Source organism: Streptococcus mitis (genome assembly GCF_001281025.1).
Taxonomy (GTDB): Bacteria; Bacillota; Bacilli; order Lactobacillales; family Streptococcaceae; genus Streptococcus; species Streptococcus mitis_AK.
This window is the reverse complement of sequence record NZ_CP012646.1, coordinates 1160465-1184998: the sequence shown is the minus strand read 5'-3', so window position 1 is coordinate 1184998 and position 24534 is coordinate 1160465. Positions and strand designations below refer to the sequence as shown.

At 40.7% G+C, this 24534-nt stretch carries 22 protein-coding genes; 3 read left to right on the top strand and 19 right to left on the bottom strand.

All coding sequences use genetic code 11. The features are described 5' to 3' along the window. Positions 1 to 82: 82 nt before the first annotated feature. From RN80_RS05815 to RN80_RS05735, 16 genes are all read right to left on the bottom strand, one after another. Positions 83 to 862 carry an L-threonylcarbamoyladenylate synthase gene (locus tag RN80_RS05815; protein WP_060628167.1) on the bottom strand — a complete coding sequence of 260 codons (780 nt, stop codon included), beginning with the start codon at positions 860 to 862 and terminating at the stop codon, positions 83 to 85. A gap of 27 nt (positions 863 to 889) precedes the next feature. Then, positions 890 to 1483, bottom strand: a complete 594-nt coding sequence (gene leuD, locus RN80_RS05810) for a 3-isopropylmalate dehydratase small subunit (RefSeq protein WP_060628165.1) — start codon at positions 1481 to 1483, stop codon at positions 890 to 892. 9 nt (positions 1484 to 1492) lie between these two features. Next, positions 1493 to 2875 (bottom strand): 3-isopropylmalate dehydratase large subunit, encoded by a 1383-nt coding sequence (gene leuC, locus RN80_RS05805; RefSeq protein WP_000907559.1) that lies wholly within the window; start codon positions 2873 to 2875, stop codon positions 1493 to 1495. Positions 2876 to 2878: 3 nt separating this feature from the next. After that, a complete protein-coding gene (locus tag RN80_RS05800) occupies positions 2879 to 3148 on the bottom strand; it encodes a DUF1294 domain-containing protein (protein WP_000762439.1) in 270 nt (89 codons plus the stop codon). Next, entirely contained in the window at positions 3145 to 4182 is a 1038-nt protein-coding gene (leuB, locus tag RN80_RS05795) for a 3-isopropylmalate dehydrogenase (protein ID WP_000162521.1), read from the bottom strand. The genes RN80_RS05800 and leuB overlap by 4 nt, the downstream gene beginning before the upstream one ends. 11 nt (positions 4183 to 4193) lie before the next feature. After that, the gene (locus RN80_RS05790; protein WP_060628163.1) at positions 4194 to 5756 is read right to left on the bottom strand and encodes a 2-isopropylmalate synthase; all 1563 of its coding nucleotides are present in this window, start codon (positions 5754 to 5756) and stop codon (positions 4194 to 4196) included. A gap of 314 nt (positions 5757 to 6070) precedes the next feature. Then, a complete protein-coding gene (locus RN80_RS05785) occupies positions 6071 to 6727 on the bottom strand; it encodes an MmcQ/YjbR family DNA-binding protein (protein ID WP_060628162.1) in 657 nt (218 codons plus the stop codon). A gap of 42 nt (positions 6728 to 6769) precedes the next feature. After that, entirely contained in the window at positions 6770 to 7402 is a 633-nt protein-coding gene (locus RN80_RS05780; RefSeq protein ID WP_060628161.1) for a copper homeostasis protein CutC, read from the bottom strand. 92 nt (positions 7403 to 7494) lie between these two features. Beyond that, positions 7495 to 7854, bottom strand: coding sequence for a YbaN family protein (locus tag RN80_RS05775; protein ID WP_045611815.1), 360 nt, complete (start codon positions 7852 to 7854; stop codon positions 7495 to 7497). Positions 7855 to 8110: 256 nt separating this feature from the next. After that, a complete protein-coding gene (topA, locus tag RN80_RS05765; RefSeq protein WP_060628155.1) occupies positions 8111 to 10198 on the bottom strand; it encodes a type I DNA topoisomerase in 2088 nt (695 codons plus the stop codon). Positions 10199 to 10315: 117 nt separating this feature from the next. Continuing rightward, on the bottom strand, positions 10316 to 11164 hold the full coding sequence (gene dprA / locus RN80_RS05760) for a DNA-processing protein DprA (protein WP_060628151.1): 849 nt from the start codon (positions 11162 to 11164) through the stop codon (positions 10316 to 10318). Between the two features lie 87 nt (positions 11165 to 11251). Further along, entirely contained in the window at positions 11252 to 11941 is a 690-nt protein-coding gene (locus RN80_RS05755; RefSeq protein WP_020902399.1) for a CTP--phosphocholine cytidylyltransferase, read from the bottom strand. Between the two features lie 11 nt (positions 11942 to 11952). Continuing rightward, positions 11953 to 12831, bottom strand: coding sequence for a DMT family transporter (locus tag RN80_RS05750; RefSeq protein ID WP_000791828.1), 879 nt, complete (start codon positions 12829 to 12831; stop codon positions 11953 to 11955). After that, on the bottom strand, positions 12821 to 13690 hold the full coding sequence (gene licA, locus RN80_RS05745; RefSeq protein ID WP_060628148.1) for a choline kinase LicA: 870 nt from the start codon (positions 13688 to 13690) through the stop codon (positions 12821 to 12823). Before licA ends, RN80_RS05750 begins: the two co-directional genes overlap by 11 nt. A 16-nt stretch (positions 13691 to 13706) precedes the next feature. Beyond that, positions 13707 to 14729, bottom strand: coding sequence for a ribitol-5-phosphate dehydrogenase (locus tag RN80_RS05740; RefSeq protein ID WP_060628145.1), 1023 nt, complete (start codon positions 14727 to 14729; stop codon positions 13707 to 13709). 4 nt (positions 14730 to 14733) lie between these two features. Next, positions 14734 to 15441, bottom strand: coding sequence for an IspD/TarI family cytidylyltransferase (locus RN80_RS05735; RefSeq protein WP_060628142.1), 708 nt, complete (start codon positions 15439 to 15441; stop codon positions 14734 to 14736). 334 nt (positions 15442 to 15775) lie between these two features. Between RN80_RS05735 and tacF the strand changes: the two genes are divergently transcribed. From tacF to RN80_RS05720, 3 genes are read left to right on the top strand one after another with little or no spacing between them, the layout of a single operon-like run. After that, positions 15776 to 17263, top strand: coding sequence for a type IV teichoic acid flippase TacF (gene tacF / locus RN80_RS05730; RefSeq protein WP_060628138.1), 1488 nt, complete (start codon positions 15776 to 15778; stop codon positions 17261 to 17263). Between the two features lie 9 nt (positions 17264 to 17272). Beyond that, positions 17273 to 18076, top strand: a complete 804-nt coding sequence (locus RN80_RS05725; RefSeq protein ID WP_060628135.1) for a LicD family protein — start codon at positions 17273 to 17275, stop codon at positions 18074 to 18076. A gap of 1 nt (position 18077) precedes the next feature. Beyond that, the gene (locus tag RN80_RS05720; RefSeq protein WP_045611831.1) at positions 18078 to 18887 is read left to right on the top strand and encodes a LicD family protein; all 810 of its coding nucleotides are present in this window, start codon (positions 18078 to 18080) and stop codon (positions 18885 to 18887) included. A gap of 69 nt (positions 18888 to 18956) precedes the next feature. Here RN80_RS05720 and carB read toward each other — a convergent pair whose 3' ends face one another. The 3 genes from carB to RN80_RS05705 form a co-directional block, all read right to left on the bottom strand. Further along, on the bottom strand, positions 18957 to 22133 hold the full coding sequence (gene carB, locus RN80_RS05715) for a carbamoyl-phosphate synthase large subunit (RefSeq protein WP_060628132.1): 3177 nt from the start codon (positions 22131 to 22133) through the stop codon (positions 18957 to 18959). 336 nt (positions 22134 to 22469) lie between these two features. Continuing rightward, positions 22470 to 23549 (bottom strand): carbamoyl phosphate synthase small subunit, encoded by a 1080-nt coding sequence (locus RN80_RS05710; protein WP_000166853.1) that lies wholly within the window; start codon positions 23547 to 23549, stop codon positions 22470 to 22472. A 49-nt stretch (positions 23550 to 23598) separates the two neighbouring features. Next, complete coding sequence (locus RN80_RS05705) at positions 23599 to 24522, bottom strand: aspartate carbamoyltransferase catalytic subunit (protein ID WP_060628127.1); 924 nt, start codon at positions 24520 to 24522, stop codon at positions 23599 to 23601. Positions 24523 to 24534: the final 12 nt, after the last annotated feature.

Below are 24534 nucleotides of genomic sequence, written 5' to 3'. Positions count from 1 at the left end.
ATATAAAAAAGAAAAGAAATTCTAAAGAAAAGTCCAGTGTTAGGAGCTTTAATGTCTCTTAACGCTAGACTTCTTCTACATTCTAATAATACTCGCCCTGACGGTAGTCCCATGAGTTAAAGCTGTCTGACAGATGCATCATAATCTTATCAATGTCAAGCCCTTTGCGGATTACAACTGGAGCTGGTGAAGTTGAACGTGCTCCTCCTTGTTCTGGGATGAGTTTGCCGTCCTTATCGACCATAGACACCATCACGCCTTGCTCGTAGCGTGTTTCAATCGTTTTGTCAGGCTGGATAGATGCCACGTAGTCGTCTGCCTCGATAACAAGGTCCACTGCTCCTTCGATGCGTTCTCCAATTCCTTCTACCTTGCCGCGATTTCCTTTTCCAGATGGGTTAGCTGATGAGGCATAAACCATCTTGCCTTCTTCCCAAAGTTTGGCAGCCAATTGTTCACCAGCTTTCCCAAATTTGATAACGAAACAGCTCGTACCACGCACATCAGTCATAAGTTCTTCACGGCCATCACCGTATGCTTTGAGTTTTTCAAAGGATTCTGGTTTCCAAGGAAGGATACAACCAAGAAGAATATCTTCATCCCAATGTTTTTGGTAAAAGGCTTCAATTTCTGGGTTGAGTTGTGCTAAAGCGCGAAGCTCATCCATGCTACCACAGAGAACCACACCTGGTTTGTTACGGTTACGTTCTTTAGCTGCGAACTTGCGCTCAAGTCCTGCCTTGTCGCTAGTCATAATAATGTAGCCAACTTTTGTAGGACAAACGATACAACCGCCCTCACCTTTTAAAATGTCATATCCTTCTTGTGAAAGTGTTCCGTTCCATTGAATGTGTTTTGTCATAGTTCTATTTCCTTTTCTATTTTTCTTCTAATCCTGCCAGTAGGCTGGTCGTTGTTTTTCATAAGCAGCAATCAAATCTTCATACTGCAAAGTAATACCGATATTATCCAAACCATTTAAGAGTTTGTGTTTCCATTCGCTATCGATTTCAAAAGTGAATTCTCCAATTGGTGAGATGATTTTTTGTTGTTCCAAGTCCACAGTTACCTGGTCACTTGGTTGTAGCTGAGCTAGTTTCTCTCGAACCTCTCTAGGCTGTACAATAGGCAACATGCCATTATTGAGTTCATTATTGTAATGAATATCACCGAAAGATCCTGCAATCACAACCTTAAAACCATAGTCCGCTAGAGCCCAAGCTGCGTGTTCCCTCGAAGACCCTGCCCCAAAGTTATCCCCTGAGATGAGGATAGTTGCTTTACGGTATTCAGGTCTGTTAAAGACAAAGTCTGGATCCTCAGTGTACTTGTCATCCAAATAACGCCAAGCATACATGAGGTACTTACCAAAGCCTTTTTTATCAATTAACTTGAGAAACTGCTTGGGTAGGATTTGGTCGGTGTCGATGTTATCATTCATGAGAGGAACGGTCGTTCCCGTATAAACTGTAAATTTCTCCATATCCTCTCCTTACTGGGCTTCTGGCATTTGTCGAACATCTACAAAGCGTCCTGCAATAGCTGCTGCTGCTGCCATGGCTGGACTGCAGAGGTGGGTCTTAGCACCAAATCCCTGTCTGTCTTCAAAGTTGCGGTTGCTTGTTGAGGCGCAGTGGACACCATCAGGAACCTTGTCCGGATTCATTCCTAGGCACATAGAGCAACCTGGGTCTCTCCATTCAAAGCCAGCATCTAAGAAAACTTTATCCAAGCCTAATTTCTCCGCAGCTCGTTTGACAGGACGAGAGCCTGGAACCACGATTGCTGTTAGATTAGGGGCTATTTTCTTTCCTTTGACAAATCGCGCAGCCAGTTGCAAGTCGCTGAGACGAGCATTTGTACAAGAGCCGATAAAGATATATCCTAGTTCAATATCCGCTGGCTTTTGACCTGGTTCCAAATCCATATAATTGTAGGCTCGTTCATCATTCATATCCTTAATTTCTGGGAATCTACTGTCAAAGTCAACCCCCATAGCAGGGTTGGTTCCCCAGGTCACCATGGGAGCCAATCCTGAGACATCCATCTGGATAACCTTATCATAAACGGCATCCTCATCACTGACAATTGTTTTCCAATCAGCCACAGCCTCTTCAAAGTCCTCTGGAACACATTCTCGTCCCTTGAGATAGTCATAAGTCGTCTGATCTGGGTTCATGATTCCCATCTTGGATCCAAACTCGATGGACATATTGCAAATGGTCATGCGCTCTTCCATGCTCAGTGCATCAATTGCCTGTCCACGATATTCCACCACATAGCCAACACCACAGGCAACACCGTACTTAGCAATCAAGGATAAAATGAAATCCTTGGAATAAACTCCTTTTTGAGGAACTCCAGTGAATTCAACCAACATTTTCTTAGGTTTAACCTGCCAGAGGGTCTGGGTAGCGAAGACATGCTCGACCTCACTAGTCCCAATCCCAAAGGCGATGGCTCCAAAAGCTCCATGGGTTGCCGTATGGCTGTCTCCACAGACAATGAATTTTCCTGGTTGGGTTCGTCCTGTCTCTGGACCCACCATGTGCACAATTCCCTGTTTTTCAGAACCGTGGGCCGCATGTTCAATCCCAAATTCCGCAACATTTTCAGCTAGCTTATCAATTTGCGCCTTGGAAATGACATCTCGAATATCGTAGATATTAACCGTCGGGACATTGTGGTCAAAGGTTCCAAATGTCAAGTCTGGTCGTCTCAATCTACGACCTGCGTCTCGTAATCCTTGAAAAGCCTGAGGACTGGTCACCTCGTGGATATAGTGCTGGTCCACATACATGAGTTGGGGCTGCCCCTCTTCTCCTGTGATGACATGGCGGTCCCATAATTTATCAAAAATCGATTTTCCTGCCATCCATTACCTCCAAATAAAATATAAGGCTACTAGTGTGGACACCATCCCGAGAAACCAAACTGTTTTAAAATACCATTTTCGAGTCTTGTGGTGAAAAATGATTCCTGCTAGCCAGGCACCAAAACCACCACAAGCAAAGGCTAAAATGAGTAAGATTTTCTCAGGGATGCGCCAAGCTCTTCTCCTTGCCTTGGATTTGTCAATACCATAAATCAAGAAAATCATGACATTCCAAATCAAAAGGACTAGAGTAATTTTTTCGTCTAACTTCATAACCTTGCAATAATAGCTTCCGTCATTTCCTTGGTCGAAGCCTGTCCTCCTAGATCTCTCGTTAATATACCAGCTGCCAAACTTGCCTCAACAGCACGTTCAATGCGCTCCGCATCCTCATGACGTCCAAAACTATCTCTCAACATCATGGCAACTGATAAAATCATGGAAATTGGATTGGCAATTCCTTGACCAGCAATATCAGGTGCTGAACCGTGAATAGGTTCATAGAGACTTGGTCCATTTTCAGAATGACTGGCTGATGGCATAACTCCAAGTGTGCCAGATAGAACGCTTGATTCATCCGAGATAATATCTCCGAAAAGATTTTCTGTCACGATGACATCAAACTTAGCAGGATTGGTAATCATGAGCATGGCAGCTGAGTCCACTAACTGGTGTTCCAAGGTCACATTTGGAAAATCCTGTGCGACCTCCTCAGCTACTTTCCGCCAGAGTTTTGATGTTGCCAACACATTTTGCTTATCGATGCTGGTAAGGATTTTTCTCCGATTTCTTGCGATTTCAAAGGCCTTACGAATAATCCGCTCCACTTCCTCATAGCTATAATCGTTGATATCACGCGCTTTTCTTTCTTCAAGAATATGATCCCCAAAGTAAATCCCGCCTGTCAACTCACGCACCACGACAAAGTCTACACCAGCAATTCGTTCCGGTTTGAGTGGTGACAAATGCTTGAGACTGTCAAAGATTTTTACAGGGCGAATATTAGAGTAAAGATTGAGTTCCTTACGGAGAGCCAGCAAGCCTTGTTCAGGCCGAACCGCTGCTCCATCATACTGAGGACTACCGATAGCCGCTAGGAGAATAGCATCTGCTTCACGACATACCTTGAGAGTTTCATCAGGTAAGGGATGCCCTGCAGCATCGATACCTGCACCTCCAAAAGGTCGTCTATCAATCTCATAGTCAAAACCTGTTTTTTCAGCTAGAGCCTCCAGAACTTCTAAACCGGCCTCCATGATTTCTGGACCGATTCCGTCCCCTGCTAGGGCCACTATTTTCTTTGTCATAGCATTCTCCTTTACACACTAGGCATGTCACGATAGGAAACACTGCGTCCCATCTCACCAGCATTCTCTTTTTGAACAAAGGTATTAGCATTAATGTAGGCAATAGCAGAAGCTTTCAACACATCAAAGTCCAGACCTGCTGCGTTAAAGATGGTTTCTGTATCTCTATTTTCAACAGTTACCAAGACCCGAGCTTGGGCATCAATTCCATCTGTCACCGCGTCAATAGTGTAAGACACCAAGCGAACAGATTGATTGAAGAATTTGTCAATAGCGTTGAAGATTGCTTCAACGGAACCTTGCCCTGTCGCATTAAATTCGATTTTTTCACCATCCATATTGGCTAGGCTAACGAGTGCTTCAATGTCATTATCTGCATGAGTTTGAAGTTGTAAATCATCAAAGTGGAAGCCTTCTGGGTTTTCAACCATGGTTCCAGCTACCAGAGCACGAATATCTGCATCTGTGATTTCTTGTTTCTTGTCGGCCAGTGCCTTGAACTTAGCGAAGAGTGGTTTGATATCCTCTTCTGTAAAATCTAGGGCTAATTCTCTTAGTTTCTCGACAAAGGCATGGCGACCAGACAATTTTCCAAGTGGGAGGCTATTACTCTTGACACCGACCAATTCAGGAGTGATGATCTCATAAGTAAGAGGATTTTTAAGGACTCCGTCTTGGTGAATACCAGATTCGTGAGAGAAGGCATTGCCACCAACCACAGCCTTGTTTTTAGGAACTGGAATACCTGAGAAGCGAGAAACCATTTCTGACGTATTGATGGTTTCATTTAAAACAATACTAGTTTCTGCTTGATAGTAATCTTGGCGAATATTGAGAGCCACTGCTATTTCTTCCAAAGCAGCATTTCCAGCTCGCTCACCAATACCGTTGATAGTTCCTTCGACACGTCCTGCCCCGTTCTTGACAGCAGCAAGGCTATTAGCTACTGCCATTCCGAGGTCATCATGACAGTGTGGTGAATAGATAATCTGACGATCTGTCTTAACATTCTCAATCAGATGTTTGAAGATAGCACCGTATTCCTCTGGTGTGGTAAATCCTACCGTATCAGGGATATTGATATAAGTCGCACCTGCATCAACCGCTGTTTGAACGACTTGTAAGAGGAAATCCAACTCTGTTCTAGTCGCATCCTCTGGAGAGAATTCGACAATCTCAAACTTAGAACGGGCATAGGAAACATGCTCTTTAATAGCTTCTAAAATCTCTTCCTTACTCTTATTGAGCTTATACTTTCGGTGTATCGGACTGGTAGCGATAAAGACGTGAACCTGTGGATATTTGGCATCCTTGAGGGCTTCGTAACAAGCATCAATATCAGACTTGACAGAACGTGCTAATCCAGTCACAGCTGTTTTCTTCAAGACCTTGGCAATCTCCTGAACTGCTGTGAATGAATCAGGACTCGCCGCCGGAAAACCAGCTTCAATGGCTGAAATACCCCATTTCTCCAGCTGCCTTGCGATAGCAATTTTTTCCTTTATTGAAAAATTAACACCAGGTGTCTGTTCTCCATCCCGAAGGCTGGTATCTAGAAATTCAACTGTTCTCATAAAGATTTCCCCTTTTCCAAATGTGGTTTTAAAAAAACATCTCGCTCAGAAGTCCAAGCGAGATGTTGATTCACTCCCGCTTGGTAAGCCAAACAGGACTAATGCTTTTTGCACTAGCCCGAGTACCTCAACAACAAAGCAAATTGATTAAACTTAGCTGTTTTCATGTTTGACTTTCTCCTTCGTTTGATATCTTGTTTAGTATTTTAGCATAGGCAAAAGTACTTGTCAAGAAAAAATCCAATATTTTCTGAAAATTTCTTCAGTAGAGAATATTTTGCTAATTGAAAGTTCTTGAAAAATATTGAAATGTTTCATTTTTTAGAGGTTAAGTTCCAACTTTTTTCTATCAATTCTAGTACTTCTTCATCTGATAAAGTATCATCAAGCGCCACACTAATCCAGTAGCGTTTGTTCATATGAAAGGCTGGATAAATACCTTTATTTAAAAGTAAATCAGCTACTTGGTCATGTTTGAGGTTGACTGCTTCCACCTGTCCTTCTCTGCCCTTTTCCAGCTTCTCCCAAGAGATTTTCATCAAAACGGCATACCACTTTTGATTGCCTTCATGACGTAATACTGCTGTATCAGGCGATTTCTCCCACAAATACTCCAACTGATTTCCATACTTTTCCTGAACCTGAACCATGATACGCTTAGTCTGAGGACAGATAAAATCTTGTACCTCAAAACAAGCCTTCCGAATCTGGTAAAGAATCTCCAAACAAGCCTCACGGACACTTGCAACAAAACTTCCTTTAAAACTTTCCATATGGACTTGAGGATAGAGGTCACCAGTCTCCTGGTCAAAGACTTGAAAACTCACATTATCAGCAGTGATGGACACAGTCATGACAAAGTCACCTTGCAAAATCTGGCAACTATAGATCCAGACTCCACTATTTTCTACTAAACCATAAGCACGAGCCTTTTCTTGATTCAACTGATAGGATTTAAAAATTTCAAACATAAGTTAAAACTGCTACCCTAAGCAGCAGTTCCTTTCTATTTTTTAAAAGACAACCTTAGTACCATGTAGTTGTGTCACGCCCAGTTGGTCAATAAAGATTTGACGGTTGTCAAGGTCAATCCCCCCACCTGGTAGAATTTCAATCTTACCTTTAGCATGCTCCAAAATTCTGTGATAGTGAGCAAAACGTTTTTCTAAGGAGTCACCAGACACACCAGCGCGAGTTAGGATACGAGTGACACCGGCTTGGCTGAGCCAGTCAATAGCTTCTAACTGGTCTTCTTCGCTCAATTCATCAAAGGCCATGTGGAAGACAATTTCCATTCCTTTTGATGCCGCAATTAACTTCTCCAGATTAGGCTTATCCAACTTTTTATCAGCAGTTAAAACCCCAAATACAACTCCTTGACTTCCAGCCTGAGCAGCCAACCGAATGTCTTCTAGCATAATAGCAATTTCTAGTTCATTATAGACAAAGTCACCACCACGTGGACGAATCATGGTCATAATGGTTGTATCGTAGTTAACTGCCAGTTCAACCGCTGCCTTAGTCACTCCATAGCTGGGTGTTGTCCCACCAACTGCAAGATTATCACAGAGTTCGATTCGACGAGCTCCAGCCTGCATCGCTTTTTCAAGCAAGGTCACATTTTCAGCACAAAATTCGTAAATCATTTGATTCTCCTTGAAGATTACTTTAAATTTATTATATCATATTGTTGTGAATATGCTTTCAATTTTATCAAGGCAAATAACTACTATTTTAACTATTCTTTGTCTGGAATGACCTTGAAGAGATAATAAGTGATAAAGATGGTCAAGGCTCCCAGACCGATTTTGACTGGTAAGAGAGGGGCAAAATAAATGGAAATTCCCATCAAGATGTAGATAGATACGATGATTTTTTTCTTTCGTTCACGCGCAATAGACTTAGTCTCGCGAAAATCAGCTACATAACTCTGATAGAGCTTTGTATGATAAAGCCAATCTTCGAAGCGCTTGGAACTTCTTGAAAAACAAGCAATAGACAACAAAAGAAAAGGCGTTGTGGGCAACAAGGGTAAAACAACCCCAATAATAGCCAAGGCCAGTGATAAAAAACCAATAATTAGATAGATAAGACGCATAACTTCTCCTAGTTAATACTCTTCGAAAATCTCTTCAAACCACGTCAGCGTCGCCTTGACGTAGGTATGGTTCCTGACTTCGTCAGTCTCATCTGCAACCTCAAAGCAGTGCTTTGAGCAACCTGCGGTTAGTTTCCTAGTTTGCTCTTTGATTTTCATTGAGTATAAAATAATCTTCTTCTAGTTTCGCATAAAATGATGAATTTTGTCAAGTTCTAACCAAAAGAGCCTGAAATTCACTTTCAGGACTCTCCTCTTATTTAATCTTTTCTTCCTCGTAGTCGCCTTTGCTACAAACAACCTGCTTACCACCACCACGGACTTTTTTCTCCATGAGGAAATTGCCACATTTTGGACAGTCACGACCAACAGGCTTATCCCAAGAGGTAAATTCACATTCTGGATAGCGATTGCAACCATAGAAGAGGCGATTGCGTTTGGTTTTTCGCTCAATGATTTGTCCCTGATGACAACTTGGACACTCAACGCCGATTTCTTTCACGATTGCTTGGGTATGACGGCAATCTGGGAAATTGCTACAAGCGTAGAACTTACCAAAACGACCAAGTTTAATGACCATTGGACTGCCACACACTTCACAATCAAATCCAGCAGGTTCATCCTTAATCTGGATTTTCTCCATTTCTTCTTCAGCCTTGGCCACTTCTTTAGAAAATGGTTTGTAAAAGGTATCAATGACACGTTGCCACTGCTCTTTTCCGACTTCGACATCATCTAGCTTGCCTTCCATTTCAGCTGTGAAGGTCGCGTTTACGATATCTGGGAAATATTCAACGATGAGCTTGTTAACAATTTCTCCCAACTCTGTCGGTTCAAAACGTTTGGCTGCAAGGCGAACATAATAACGTTTCTGAATGGTTTCAATGGTTGGTGCGTAGGTTGACGGACGGCCAACCCCATTTTCCTCCAAGGTCTTGATCAGTGTCGCTTCAGAATAACGAGCAGGCGGTTGAGTGAAATGTTGCTCTGGTTTGCTATTAACCTGCTTAACCACATCTCCAACAGCCATGTCCGGTAACATCTTATTTTTGTCAGAATCATTATAAATGGCAAGATAACCATCAAACTTAACCTGACTACCATTGGCAGCAAATTGAACCCCATTTTGAGACAATTTAACAGCCATTGTATCAAAGACAGCAGCTGTCATCTGGCTAGCCACAAAACGATTCCAGATAAGAGTATAAAGCTTGAGCTGATCCTTATCCAGATACTTAGCGATGCTTTCAGGTGTATTAAAGACACTAGACGGACGAATAGCCTCGTGGGCATCCTGAGCTCCAGAAGCATTTTTGACCTTGCTACCATGCTTAGAATACTTGCTACCAAAACGGTCCGTAATGAAACTTGCTGCTTCATTTTGCGCTACAGGACTGATACGAGTCGAATCGGTACGCATATAGGTAATCAAACCTTGAACACCAGAACCGATATTAATTCCTTCATAGAGCTGTTGGGCAACCATCATGGTCTTTCGAGTACGGAAATTAATTTTATTGGCAGCATCCATCTGCATAGATGAAGTGGTATAGGGTAATGGAGCATTGCGTTTGCGCTCTTTCTTATCTACCTGATCCACTGAAAAATCTTTGCTAGTCAGACGAGACAAGACTTCCTTGACCTCATCATTGCTAGTCAGTTTCATCTTTTTACCATCCACTCCATAGAAGGAAGCTTGAAATTGCTTGGTTCCCTTTTTAAAGACAGCATCAATTGTCCAGTATTCTTCTGGTTGGAAGGCATTAATTTCATTCTCACGATCAATGATTAACTTGAGCGCAATAGACTGAACGCGACCTGCTGACAAGCCCTTCTTGACCTTCTTCCACAAAATAGGCGAAATCGAGTACCCCACCAAGCGGTCTAGGACACGACGAGCCTGTTGAGCATCGACCAAGTCCATATCAATCTTACGAGGTTCTTTAAAAGCATTTTTGACCGCATCCTTGGTGATTTCATTGAAGACCACACGGTTGGCATCATTTTCATCTAAGTTGAGAATGTGAGCCAAATGCCAAGAAATCGCTTCTCCTTCACGGTCCGGGTCACTCGCCAGAAAGACTTTATTAGCTTTTTTGGCTTCTTTTTTCAAGTCATTGATAAGAGGACCTTTTCCTCGGATATTGATATATTGCGGTTCATAATTATTTTCAATATCGACTGACATACTGGATTTCTTCAAATCACGGATATGGCCGACACTGGCTAAAACCTTGTAGTTTCTGCCAAGATATTTTTCAATCGTCTTAGCCTTAGCAGGCGACTCCACGATGACTAAATTTTTTTTAACTGTTGATTTTTTCTTTTTTGTTGCCGTAGCCACAGTATCACACCTTTTCAAAGTAATAAACTTTATAAAGTGTAAACCATTTTGCCATAACTGTCAAGACTTAGCTCCTATATATAGAAGAAAAGTTTGTCTAGTAAGCGAACTTTCGTCTTAAAATTCAAATTCCGCAAGAACATCCTGCCCACTGGTGACCAATTTTGCCCCTTCTTGAATCAAATGATGGCAACCGTCTGATAGTCCATCTAAAATGCTACCAGGAATAGCAAAGACATCGCGTCCTTCTTCCATTGCTCGCTCACAGGTAATGAGACTACCTGAGCGCATCTTAGCCTCTGCTACAATCACACCACGGCAAAGTCCAGCAATGATGCGATTACGGGCAGGAAAATGAAATTTTAGAGGTTGTTCGCCTGGTCCATACTCACTGAGAACCAGATGGTCATTGCCGATGTAGTCTTGCAAGCGTTTATTGGCTTTAGGATAAAACACATCCAGACCTGTTCCAATCACTGCAATGCTTTTTCCGCCATTCTGAAGAGCTGCCATATGAGCTGCTGTGTCAATGCCCTTGGCTAATCCACTGACGATAACCAGTTCATTTTCCAATCCTTGAATGACTTTTTCAACTGACTTAGCTCCCTGTTTGCTACAAGCACGACTTCCCACGACCGCTACCTTAGGAAATTTCAAGAGGTCAAGATTTCCCTTGTAAAATAAAAGTACAGGCGCATCGTATATTTCACTCAAATCCCAAGGGTAACAGTCATCTAAAATAGAGAAAGATGGAAATTTTTTAAACTCCTTCTCCAAATGCGCATCGTCTATCTGAAAATAACGTTCCATAAAAACAGCTGGATTTCGGCAACCTGATATATCTGCAATATCACCTAACAACAGTTCTTGATCAACATTTTCACCGTATTCTAGGACATTCAAAATCTGTTGATTGGTCAAACCTGATTTTTTTAACTTATAGATTTCATAGTTTGTGATTTTCATAAATATCTCCATTTCTTTTTCTACTCATCTATTTATTCGTAAAAAATCAAAAAAACATCCGACTATTTCAGCCAGATGTTGGAATCTTTAATTTTCGTTTTTAAGAATTTCTTCTAATTTATGATAGTCTTGGACACTATCAATTTCATAGATGCTATTGCCTTCTAATTCTTCAACATAGACATCTAGCTCTTTGATGTTATCCTTAACCATATTGTCCCAGTAGAGATCAACAAATTCACCACTTGCATAAGCCTTATCGATAAAGCTAACAATCTTTTCTGCAGTTGGAGCATCCCAGAAGGATACACCACTAAGAATGCGACCTGCCTTGCTATCAACAATAATGTCTTGAACCTTGTAGTCATCTCCATAGACCAAGAACCATTCGTTGGTACAATCTTCACGATAAACACTAAAATAAGTCGAACGTGTCAAATCATTGCGGAACATATTTTTAAAGAGATAATTATCGGCATCGATAACATAACTGTTAGCTAATTCTTCTTTTACAAGATAGAGAGAGTAAAAGTTATTGTAGTCAGCGTATTTATCATTGAAAACGAGGCGAACCCCATATTTTTCTTTCAAGTAATCGAATTGTTCTTTAAGGTAACCAACAATGATGATGATGTCATGGATACCTTTTTCTTTGAGAAACTCAATTTGGTATTCAATCAAGGGTTTTTGATTAACCTGAACCAAGGCTTTAGGGGTATTTTCAGTCATAGGACGCAAGCGAGTTCCCAATCCCGCTGCTAAGATGATGGCTTTCACACGAATCTCCTTTATTCTTTAATAATAATATAAACTCCAGCAATAACGACAAGTGACGTAATAATTGTCAGCATATCTAGCGGTGCACCCAAGAAAACAACTGCAAACAAGACAGTCCAAACTACATAACTCACGTTCAAGCCTGTAGCCTTGGCTGGTTGCAAGCGATTGATAGCGATATAATAAGCCAAGTAGGAAATCATATCAAAGGCAGCAAAGACAATCATGAGACCTAGCAATTGTCCATTGGCCACTTCTGCAAATGACTGATGAGAGAAGAGCACAATCACAAGATAGGACAAGAATGAAGTCACTTGACGAATTAAGAGGGCTTCGATTTCACTCAGTTCACTTTCCATGGCAAAGGAGCTAAGGACACTTTCACTCCCCCATGCAATTGCACAAACCAAAGCACAGAGAATCCCAATGTAGAAGGAATTGACCTGTTCAACCTTATAGGTCTGAGCAATAATCCCTGCAATAATCAAGACAATACCAAATACAGTATTTTTTGAAATCTTGTGCTTCAAAAAGAAGAAAGCCAATAAAACCGAAATCGCAGGGTAAATAGCCGATACAGATGAAGCTAAGGAACTTCCGATATACTTAACCGCATAAAGATTGGCCTGCATACCAATAGGGCCTGCTAGCAAGGCTCCGATGATAACACTAACATTGCGAATATTTAAGAAAATTGAGAGACGAACTTTTCCTTCTTTTACCAAGAGAAAAGCTAGTAAGATAAAGATACTCAAGAAATCGTGAGCAGCAGCTACCACAAAGGGCGACAAATCTGTAAAAATCGAAAAGATATAAGCACTAATTGTTAGACCTAAACCCCAGAAAATACCTGAGAGTAGACCGAAGGAAACTCCATTTTTATTTTTCATCTGAACCTCCATAATATGACAAACCTTTAACAGCTCTTTGGTAACGATTCACACCATAGTCACCAAAATCTGTGCCTTGCTCTTCCTTATAGACAGTCCATAGACTCCAAATAGCATCTTGTAAAATTTTATAAATGGCAATCTTTTCACGAGAGACAGGTGTTTGCTCACTCTCATAGTGAGATAAGAAATCTTCTTCCTCTTGAGGAGTGAATTCAGACTCTAAAAAGAGAGCAGCCAAATCCCACATTGGATCATTCATTGATGAATATTCCCAGTCAATCAGATATAGACGTCCTTGAGGTGATTCGATAAAGTTTTCAGGCACCAAATCGATATGACAAGATTTTCTGTCAACACCTAAGTCAGTCAGTCTTTTCTCTAAGGAGAAGACTTCTTCTCTAACTGCTTCATAGTTAGCATACGGGATTTTTTCTTCAATTAAGGATTCGTATTTTTTGATTTCTTCAAAAGGAGCAAATTCTCCTCTTAATTCCTTGCCAGAAGCATGAATAGTTTGTAATATTGGAGCAATTTTGTCAAATTTGGTCTTGATTGACGTTGAATCAAGCGTAATCGCAGATTCGATATACTCATTAACTTTGATACCAGCTTCAATATCAAAAAGGTAATTTTTTACATCTAGGTCTAAATCTTTAAGTAGTTCAAGATTGTACTTTTCATCTTGACGATTGATCAGTTTTTCTGTCCCTTTACCAAAGAATTTAACAATGTATTGCTTATTTGTTGTTTTGGCCAAATAGTTTTGATTGGTCATTCCCCCCAGTTGTTCAACACTGAGGACTTCCTCTTCTTGACTAAGTAAGGAAGAAATTTTTTCTTTAATGATTTTCTCCACAATTAACCTCCAGCACCTATACTTCCCACTTAAACACAGTTTTAAATGCTGTATTTAAATCGGTCGCAAAGACACGGTGAATATCTTTAATTTCTCTTACAGGTTCTTCTAGATAAAGGATATTTTTAAGACGATTGGCAAATTTCTTGACTTCCATCATTTGGATGGCATTTTCAAAATCAATGCGACCAGAACGAGAGGACCCAACCAAGAGCAAGCCTTTTTCTAAGGCATCACGTGTATTGAGATTGACTTTATACTCACTAACTCCCATCATAAGAATCGTTCCCTGAGGACGAATGTAACGAATCAAGTCATTAATAGCTGGTCCAGTACCATCACCACCACAACACTCAAAAGCATGGTCAAAGGCCAAATCTTCAGGAATATTATCAGTAATATAGCATTCTTTGGCAAATGAGAAAAGTTCCAACTTTTCCCAATGACGACCAATAACCACAATCTCTGCTTCTGGCAAAGTATAGTTGATAATATTGGCAACCACAAAAGCTAAACTTCCATCTCCGATAACAGCAATTCGGTCTCGCTTGCTATGAGCAAGAGTCAATAAGCGATTCATAGCGTGCATGCCGACACTGACAAACTCTGTAATCGCTGCAACCGTGTCTTCAATAGCATCATAAGCTACCACACGATCTTTAGGGAGAGAAACAAACTCTCTCATAAAGCCATCAAATCCACTAGACAAGAAATGGGTCCCTGTCATGTAGTTTTCATAGAATTCTTCATCACTCTGCATAGGAGGCTGATTAGGAATCATGACAACTTTTTGCCCAACCTCGTAGGTTCCTGTAGGGTCAGAAATAACGGTTCCACATGACTCGTGAATCATTGCCATTGGAAACTTTTTATTCAAAATCTTCGGATCACGTTTTCCTTGGTAGTAACGCTGATCCGCATGACAGACCGCCATATAATTAGGACGGATGAGGATATGATTCTCTTGGTCAATAGCCTCTTCCTGATATTTGACATTGATAAACTTAGGCTTAGTTAGTTGATAAATTTGATTAATCATTTTACTAGTCTTTCTCAATCATACTTTTTGCAATCTTCAAATCTGTTACGGTTGTAATCTTCAGATTTGAGTATTCACCTTTGGCTAAGGCCACATCTTTTCCTTTGATCACAAAGATTTTACATGCATCTGTCAAAATTTCCTTCTCTTCAGCAGAAAGAGAGCCATAAAGGTCCATGAAGTCCTTGCAACGGAATGTTTGAGGTGTTTGTCCTTGATAGAGGTGAGCACGATTTGGAATATCTGTAATGAATTGACCATTGGTACTTTCAACGATAGTATCTACCGCTTCAACTACTGTGTCCACTGCGTCATGATTTTGCGCAAGTTTGATATTGTCCTGAATCATGCGAAGTGTAATAAATGGACGAACAGAATCGTGGGTAACAACGATATCCTCTGGAGTAAGCGGACGATAAGCATCAATGGCTTCAATGATTTTCTCAATACTTGTATTGCGGTCAGCACCACCCTTTGTAATGATGATACGATCCTTATGAAGAGGTAGATATTTATCTACAAGATCCTCTGCATGTGAAACCCAGTCTCCATGAACCCCAACCATAATTTTTTCAATACTTGGTTCCAAGACAAATTTTTCAATTGTATGAATCAAAATAGGTCGATCGCCTAGCTCTAAAAATTGTTTTGGCAAATTACTAATTCCCATGCGAGTACCAGTTCCACCGGCAAGAATTCCTGCATAAATCATCTATTTTCTCCTTTGTCTTACTAAAAAAACTTATTCTCTCTATTATACCACAATCTAGTCCTATCATGAAAGAAATACCGGACCTCCCTTTCTAGAATAGAAGGATTAAGGAGTTCTATTATTCAAAGAAACTAGTCCATTTCTAGTAGTGGCTAGGAATTCTGTAGTCATTACTAATAAATAGCTGTGAAATTTTAGAGTTCTTCAGAATAATATACTTTCCTTAAAAAAATCTTAAAATTAAGATTTGAAACTTCAAAGTGATTGCTTGACTTACTGCCCTTCATTTCTTATTAGCTAACTTTATGATATAATGAAAAACGAGGTAAATTGAATGAAAAGTATAAAATTAAATGCTCTATCTTATATGGGAATTCGTGTCTTGAATATTATTTTTCCCATCCTAACTGGAACCTACGTCGCGCGTGTCTTGGACCGAACTGACTATGGTTACTTCAACTCAGTTGACACTATTTTGTCATTTTTCTTGCCCTTTGCGACTTATGGGGTCTATAACTACGGTTTACGGGCCATCAGTAATGTCAAGGATAACAAAAAAGATCTGAATAGAACCTTCTCTAGTCTTTTTTATTTGTGCATAGCTTGTACGATTTTGACCACTGCTGTCTATATCCTTGCCTATCCTCTCTTCTTTACAGATAATCCAATCATCAAAAAGGTCTACCTTGTTATGGGGATTCAACTCATTGCCCAGATTTTTTCAATCGAGTGGGTCAATGAAGCTCTGGAAAATTACAGTTTTCTCTTTTACAAGACTGCCTTCATCCGTATCCTGATGCTGATCTCTATATTCCTGTTTGTCAAAAATGAACACGATATTGTTGTCTATACACTTGTGATGAGTTTATCGACACTGATTAACTATCTGATTAGTTATTTTTGGATTAAAAGAGACATTAAGCTTGTTAAGATTCACATAAGTGATTTTAAACCGCTCTTTCTCCCTTTAACAGCCATGTTGGTCTTTGCCAATGCCAATATGCTCTTCACTTTTTTGGATCGTCTCTTCCTCGTTAAAACAGGGATTGATGTCAACGTTAGTTACTACACCATGGCTCAACGAATTGTGACCGTTATAGCTGGTGTTGTAACAGGAGCTATCGGAGTGAGTGTGCCTCGTCTCAGTTACTATCTAGGAAAAGGCGACAAAGAAGCCTATGTTTCTCTGGTTAACAGAGGAAGTCGAATCTTTAACTTCTTTATCATTCCACTCAGTTTCGGACTCATGGTTTTAGGACCAAATGCTATCCTACTTTATGGTAGTGAAAAATATATCGGAGGTGGTATCTTAACCTCTCTCTTCGCTTTTCGTACGATTATCCTGGCACTAGATACCATTCTTGGTTCCCAAATTCTCTTTACAAATGGCTATGAAAAACGTATCACAGTTTACACAGTCTTTGCTGGGCTACTCAATTTAGGCTTAAATAGTCTCCTCTTTTTCAACCATATCGTGGCTCCTGAATACTACCTACTCACAACTATGCTATCAGAGGCCTCTCTACTTGTTTTCTATATCGTTTTCATCCATAGAAAACAACTCATCCACTTAGGACATATCTTCAGCTATACTATTCGATACTCGCTCTTTTCACTTTCCTTTGTAGGAATCTATTTCCTGATTAATTTCTTGTATCCCGTGGATATGGTCATTAATTTGCCATTTTTGATTAATACTGGTTTGATTGTCTTGCTATCAGCCATCTCTTATATTGGTCTACTTGCCTTCACCAAAGATAGCATTTTCTATGAATTTTTAAACCATGTCCTAGCCTTAAAAAATAAATTCAAAAGATCATAGGAGTTTAAAATGAAACAACTATCCATTGAAGATGCCAAACAAATTGAATTAGAAATTTTGGATTATATTGATACTCTCTGTAAAAAGCACAATATCAACTATATTATTAACTACGGTACTCTGATTGGGGCGGTTCGACATCAGGGCTTTATCCCTTGGGACGATGATATTGATCTGTCCATGCCTCGAGAAGACTACCAACGATTTATAAACATTTTTCAAAAGGAAAAAAGCAAATATAAGCTCCTATCCTTAGAAACTGATAAGAACTACTTTAACAACTTTATCAAAATAACAGACAGTACAACTAAAATTATTGATACTCGAAATACAAAAACCTATGAGTCTGGTGTTTTTATCGATATTTTCCCTATGGATCGCTTTGATGATCCTAAGGTCATTGATATTTGTTATAAGCTGGAAAGCTTCAAACTTCTGTCTTTCAGTAAACACAAAAATATTGTCTATAAGGATAGCCTTTTAAAAGATTGGATACGAACAGCCTTTTGGTTGCTCCTGCGACCTGTTTCTCCTCGTTATTTCGCAAATAGAATCGAGAAAGAAATTCAAAAATATAATCGTGAGAATGGTCAGTATATGGCCTTTATCCCTTCTAAATTTAAGGAAAAGGAAGTCTTCCCAAGTGGTACCTTTGATAACACAATTGATTTACCCTTTGAGAATTTGAACCTTCCTGCACCTGAAAAATTTGATACTATTTTGACTCAATTTTACGGGGATTATATGACCTTGCCACCTGAAGAAAAACGCTTCTACAGTCATGAATTTCATGCCTACAAATTGGAGGATTAGGATGCAATATTTAGAAAAAGAAGAAATTAAAGAAATCCAACTAGCTCTGCTAGATTATATTGATGAGACTTGTAAGAAACATAATATTCCTTATTTTCTCAGTTATGGAACCATGCTTGGAGCTATCCGCCACAAAGGTATGATTCCTTGGGATGATGATATTGATATTTCTCTCTATCGTGAAGATTATGAACGTTTATTGAAGATTATTGAGGAGGAAAATCACCCTCGCTACAAGGTTCTTTCCTACGATACCTCTTCTTGGTACTTCCATAATTTCGCATCGATTTTGGACACTTCTACTGTCATCGAAGACCATGTCAAGTACAAGCGTCATGACACCAGTCTCTTTATCGACGTATTTCCAATTGATCGCTTTACAGATTTGAGCATTGTCGACAAGAGCTATAAGTATGTGGCCCTTCGTCAACTGGCTTATATCAAAAAATCACGCGCAGTTCACGGTGATAGCAAGTTAAAAGATTTTCTAAGATTATGTAGCTGGTACGCCCTCCGATTTGTCAATCCTCGTTACTTTTACAAGAAAATTGATCAGCTAGTCAAAAATGCTGTAACCAACACTCCTCAATATGAGGGAGGAATTGGTATTGGTAAAGAAGGAATGAAAGAAGTCTTCCCAGTTGATACCTTTAAAGAACTCATCTTAACTGAGTTTGAAGGCCGTATGTTGCCCGTCCCTAAAAAATATGATCAATTTTTAACCCAGATGTATGGGGATTATATGACACCACCATCAAAGGAAATGCAAGAATGGTATAGTCATAGTATTAAAGCTTATCGCAAAAGCTGATTAAGCAGTAGTTTACAAGAAAAAATATAACAAAAAAGAGAAGATCGTTATACCTTCTCTTTTTTCTATTTAAATTGCTTCTGTGACAAAACTACGGCTTTCAAGTACTTTAAGCATGGCATTAGCTGTATCTAGGGCTGTAAAGAGGGGCACTCCGTGTTCAATAGCTGAACGGCGAATCTGCTCACCATCTTCGTCTGCAGTTCGTTTTGTTCCAACTGTGTTAATGATAGCTTGAATTCTTCCTTTACGAACAAAACTTGGAATATCCTTATCGTCATCACCAATCTTACCAACAGGTTGGGCTTGCAATCCATGACTGGCAAAGAAGGCTGCTGTCCCTTCTGTCGCGAGGATTCCATAGCCAATATTTTGGAAACGACGAGCCAAGTCCAAGGCTTCTTCTTTGGCATCATCAGCGATGGTAAATACAACGTTACCAAAAGTTGGCAAATGCAGGTAAGAAGCTTCAAAGGCTTTATAGAGAGCTTTTTCCAAAGTCGTATCAGAACCCATAACTTCACCTGTTGATTTCATTTCAGGACCAAGTAAGCTGTCTACCTTAGCTAGTTTGGTAAAGGAGAAGACAGGTGCCTTGATATGAACGCGGGTGCTTTCAGGGTAAAGTCCATCTTGGTAGCCAAGTTCTTCAAGTTTTTGACCAAGAATGAGCTTGGTTGCTACTTGAGCCATAGGGATATTGGTCACTTTAGAAAGAAATGGAACCGTACGGCTAGCACGTGGATTGACCTCAATAACGTAGACTTTTTCATCCTTGATAACAAACTGGATATTCATCATTCCAAGACAGTTAAGACCAATTGCTAGACGTTTTGTGTAGTCTGCGATTGTTTCTTGCACCTTTTGCGACAAGGTTTGTGGTGGGTAAACGGCCATTGAGTCACCCGAGTGGACACCAGCACGTTCGATATGTTCCATGATACCAGGGATAAGGACATTTTCTCCATCTGAAATGGCATCAACTTCGCACTCTTGCCCAACGATATAAGAGTCGACAAGAACTGGGTGGTCTGGACTAGCCTTAACAGCAGTTCGCATGTAAGAACGAAGGTCTTCTTCGTTTTCAACGATTTCCATGGCACGTCCACCAAGTACATAAGATGGGCGGACAAGAACTGGGAAACCAATCTTGCGAGCTGCAAGTACTGCTTCTTCTTCATTGGTAGCAGTTTGTCCTGGTGGCTGTGGAATATCCAAATCTTTAAGAGCTTGCTCGAAGAGGTCACGGTCTTCAGCTCGGTCTAGGTCAGCAACCTGTGTACCAAGGATGATCACACCTGCTTTTGCCAATGGCTCCGCAAGGTTGATGGCTGTTTGACCACCGAACTGAACGATAACCCCTTTTGGTTGCTCCAAGTCGATGACATTCATAACATCTTCGAATGTCAATGGCTCAAAGTAAAGCTTATCTGATACAGAGAAGTCTGTAGACACGGTCTCTGGGTTTGAGTTCATGATGATGGCTTCATAGCCAGCCGCCTGAATAGCCTTAACTGAATGAACAGTTGCGTAGTCAAACTCAACCCCTTGACCAATACGGATTGGACCAGAACCTAGAACTAGAACGGATTCCTTATCAGACTTGATAGACTCATTTTCCCATCCATAGGTTGAATAGAAATATGGCGTTTCAGAGTCGAACTCTGCCGCACAAGTATCGACCATCTTATAAACAGGAACAATCTTGTTTTCCAAACGAAGTTGGCGAACTTGGTCAGCAGTCGTTTTCCAGAGTTCAGCAATCTTACGGTCTGAAAATCCATTCAATTTTGCAGTTTTCAAAACTTCAAGATCTTGTGGATGGGCACCCAACTCCTGCTCAATTTCAAAGATATGTAGGAGTTTATCGAGATAAAAGATATCAATTTTTGTAAGCTCTGCAATTTCTTCTGGTGTGTAGCCACGACGAATGGCTTCTGATACATAGAAGAGACGATCATCTTGGGCTTTCACAACCTTTTCAATCAAAGAATCATCAGAAACTGATGCAAGTTCAGGCATTTCATTGTGGTGTACCCCAATTTCAAGGGAGCGGCAAGCCTTAAGGAGAGATTCTTCGATGTTACGACCAATCGCCATTACTTCCCCAGTCGCCTTCATCTGGGTACCAAGACGGCGCTCACCCTTTTCAAACTTGTCAAATGGGAAACGAGGAATCTTGGCAACCACGTAGTCAAGGGCTGGTTCAAACATGGCATAGGTTGAACCCGTGACTGGGTTGATGACCTCATCCAAGGTCAAACCGACGGCAATCTTAGCAGCCAATTTGGCAATTGGGTAACCTGTCGCCTTAGATGCCAGGGCTGAAGAACGCGACACACGAGGGTTTACTTCGATGACATAATACTTGAAACTGTGTGGGTCAAGAGCTAGCTGAACATTACATCCACCTTCAATCTTAAGGGCACGAATAATGCTCAAGCTCGCGTCACGTAGCATTTGGTTTTCATAGTCTGACATGGTTTGGGCAGGGGCAAATACGATGGAATCCCCTGTGTGAATCCCAACTGGGTCAAAGTTTTCCATGTTACAAACAACCAAAGCATTATCAGCTGAGTCACGCATAACTTCGTATTCGATTTCCTTGAAACCTGCGATTGAACGCTCAATCAAACATTGGGTCACGGGTGACAATTTCAATCCATTTTCAGCGATTTCACGCAATTCTTCCTCATTAGCACACATACCACCACCAGTACCACCAAGTGTAAAGGCTGGACGAACGATGACTGGGTATCCAATTGTTGCTGCAAAGGCAACAGCTTCTTCAACAGTGTTTACAATTTCAGATTCTGGAATGGGTTGTTCCAATTCTTCCATCAATTGTTTAAAGAGGTCACGATCTTCAGCTTGGTCAATGGCAGATAATTTAGTTCCCAGAAGCTCAACACCAAGCTCATCAAGGATACCATTTTTAGACAATTCCATGGCCATATTAAGACCAGTTTGCCCACCGAGTGTTGGTAGCAAGGCATCTGGACGCTCCTTACGAAGAATACGTGTCACAAACTCAAGTGTAATTGGTTCAATATAAACCTTATCCGCAATTTCCTTGTCCGTCATGATGGTTGCAGGGTTTGAGTTAACCAAGACAACCTCATAACCTTCCTCTTTCAACGACAAGCAAGCCTGGGTCCCAGCGTAGTCAAACTCAGCAGCCTGACCAATAATAATCGGACCAGAACCAATCACCATAATTTTTTGAATATCAGTACGTTTAGGCATAGTTTATGATACAAAGCCCGTAAAGAACACAGCGAAAATAGGAAACTCGGTGCAGACGCCTTCAGCATCAAGACGATGTTTATCTTTTTCACACAGTTCTTAGGGCGTGTTCACTTAAGCGAACAATGTATCTTCTCCTTTCTATTCGGCAACTCTCGGGTTGCCATTAAATAAATTCTCCGACGATTTTTTAGCGAAACGATACTTTTCGGTAAAAAATCTAGTGCAGGGAGTTTTTAGTTCGCCTAATAGCGACTAAAAGAAACGACCTGCCTTTCTATTCGTCGCCTCTCAGGGCGACATTAAATAAATTCTCCGACGAGCTTTTACTCGTTCTTAGTTTGATTGTTTAAAAGCTTCCATCATCTCGATAAACTCGTCAAATAGGTAGCTAGCGTCGTGTGGACCAGGGGCTGCATCTGGATGGTATTGAACAGAGAAAGCAGGTTGGTATCTGTGACGCACACCTTCAACTGACTTGTCATTGATTTCTTCGTGGGTAATGATCAAGTGCTCTGGCAAATCCTCACGACTGACTGCATAACCATGGTTCTGACTTGTAAAATCCACACGTCCTGTAGCAATTTCACGTACTGCATGGTTGAATCCACGGTGTCCAAATTTCATCTTGTAGGTCTTAGCACCATTTGCCATTGCAAAGAGTTGATGCCCCATACAGATACCAAAGATTGGAATTTTTCCTTGCACACCACGAATCATGTCCAGTGCTTGGGGAACATCTTCTGGATTTCCCGGTCCATTTGACAACATCACTCCGTCAGGATTGAGATGGAGAATTTCTTCCGCTGTTGTTGAATAAGGAACAACCGTAACGTTACAGTTACGCTTAGAAAGTTCACGTAAGATTGAGTGCTTGAGACCAAAGTCCACTAGCACCACACTCAAACCAACTCCTGGAGCTGGATATGAAGTTTTAGTAGAAACCTGCTTGATATTATCTGTCGGCAAGACTGTTGCTTGGAGCTGGTCAGTTACATGATCCATACTGTCCCCAACATGGGTCAAGGTTGCACGCATGGTACCATGCTTACGGATAATTTTTGTCAGAGCACGGGTATCAATTCCTGAAATACCAGGAATTTTTTTAGCTTTCAAAAATTCATCCAAGGTCATTTGATTGCGCCAGTTACTAGCTCTACGTGCTTCTTCGAAAACGACAACTCCCTTACAAGTTGGAATAATGGATTCGTAATCATCACGGTTAATTCCATAATTTCCTACCAAAGGATAAGTAAAGGTCAAGATTTGTCCATTATAAGACTGGTCTGTAATGGATTCTTGGTAGCCGGTCATGCCTGTATTAAAGACAATTTCACCAGTTACATCAATATCTGCTCCGAAGGCTTTGCCTTCAAAAACTGTGCCATCTTCTAATACTAGAAGTCTTTTTGTCATATTTTCACCTCTCGTGGACGCTCACTGGCGTCTTTTAACGTCTTGTGTTTTAGTTGGCGTTTCTACTCGCCAGTACGGATTCTAAGATTGCCATTCGAACAAAGACACCATTGGTCATTTGTTGGACAATCCGTGATTTTGGTGCTTCAACCAAGTGGTCTGCGATTTCTACATCACGGTTGACTGGAGCTGGATGCATAAGGATTGCTGTTTCTTTCAAACGATCATAACGTTCTTGAGTCAAGCCATGTTGGGCATGGTAGTCCTCTTTTGAAAAGATAGCTCCACTATCATGACGTTCATGTTGCACACGGAGAAACATCATGACATCCACCTGATCAATGATTTCATCAATAGTTACAAACTGCCCATAGTCTGCAAACTCTTGACTTCTCCATTCCTCAGGTCCAGCAAAGTAAAGTTCAGCTCCCAAGCGTTTCAAAATCTGCATATTAGATTTGGCAACGCGTGAGTGGTCCAAATCACCTGCAATCGCAACCTTGAGACCCTCAAAGTGACCAAATTCCTCATAAATAGTCATTAAATCAAGCAAGCTCTGGCTAGGATGTTGTCCCGAACCATCTCCACCATTGATGATGGAAGTCGTAATCGTGGGACTAGCAACTAACTCTCTGTAATAATCAACCTCTGGGTGACGAATCACACAGACATCCACTCCTAAAGCAGACAGAGTCAGGATGGTATCATAAAGTGTCTCCCCTTTATTAACTGAACTAGTCTTCACATCAAAGTCAAGTCGCTCCAATCCTAGTTTAATCTCTGCCACTTCAAAGGACTTATGCGTCCGTGTAGAATCCTCAAAGAAAAGATTGGAAACAATCGGATGATCCTCATAGGGAAGCTGAGCTCCGTTTTTAAACTCAATTCCTCGCTTAATCAATTTCATGACTTGATCGACAGTGAGGTCTTCCATGGACACCACATGGTTCAATGCTTGTTGATTTTCTGACATGGCTACTCCTTT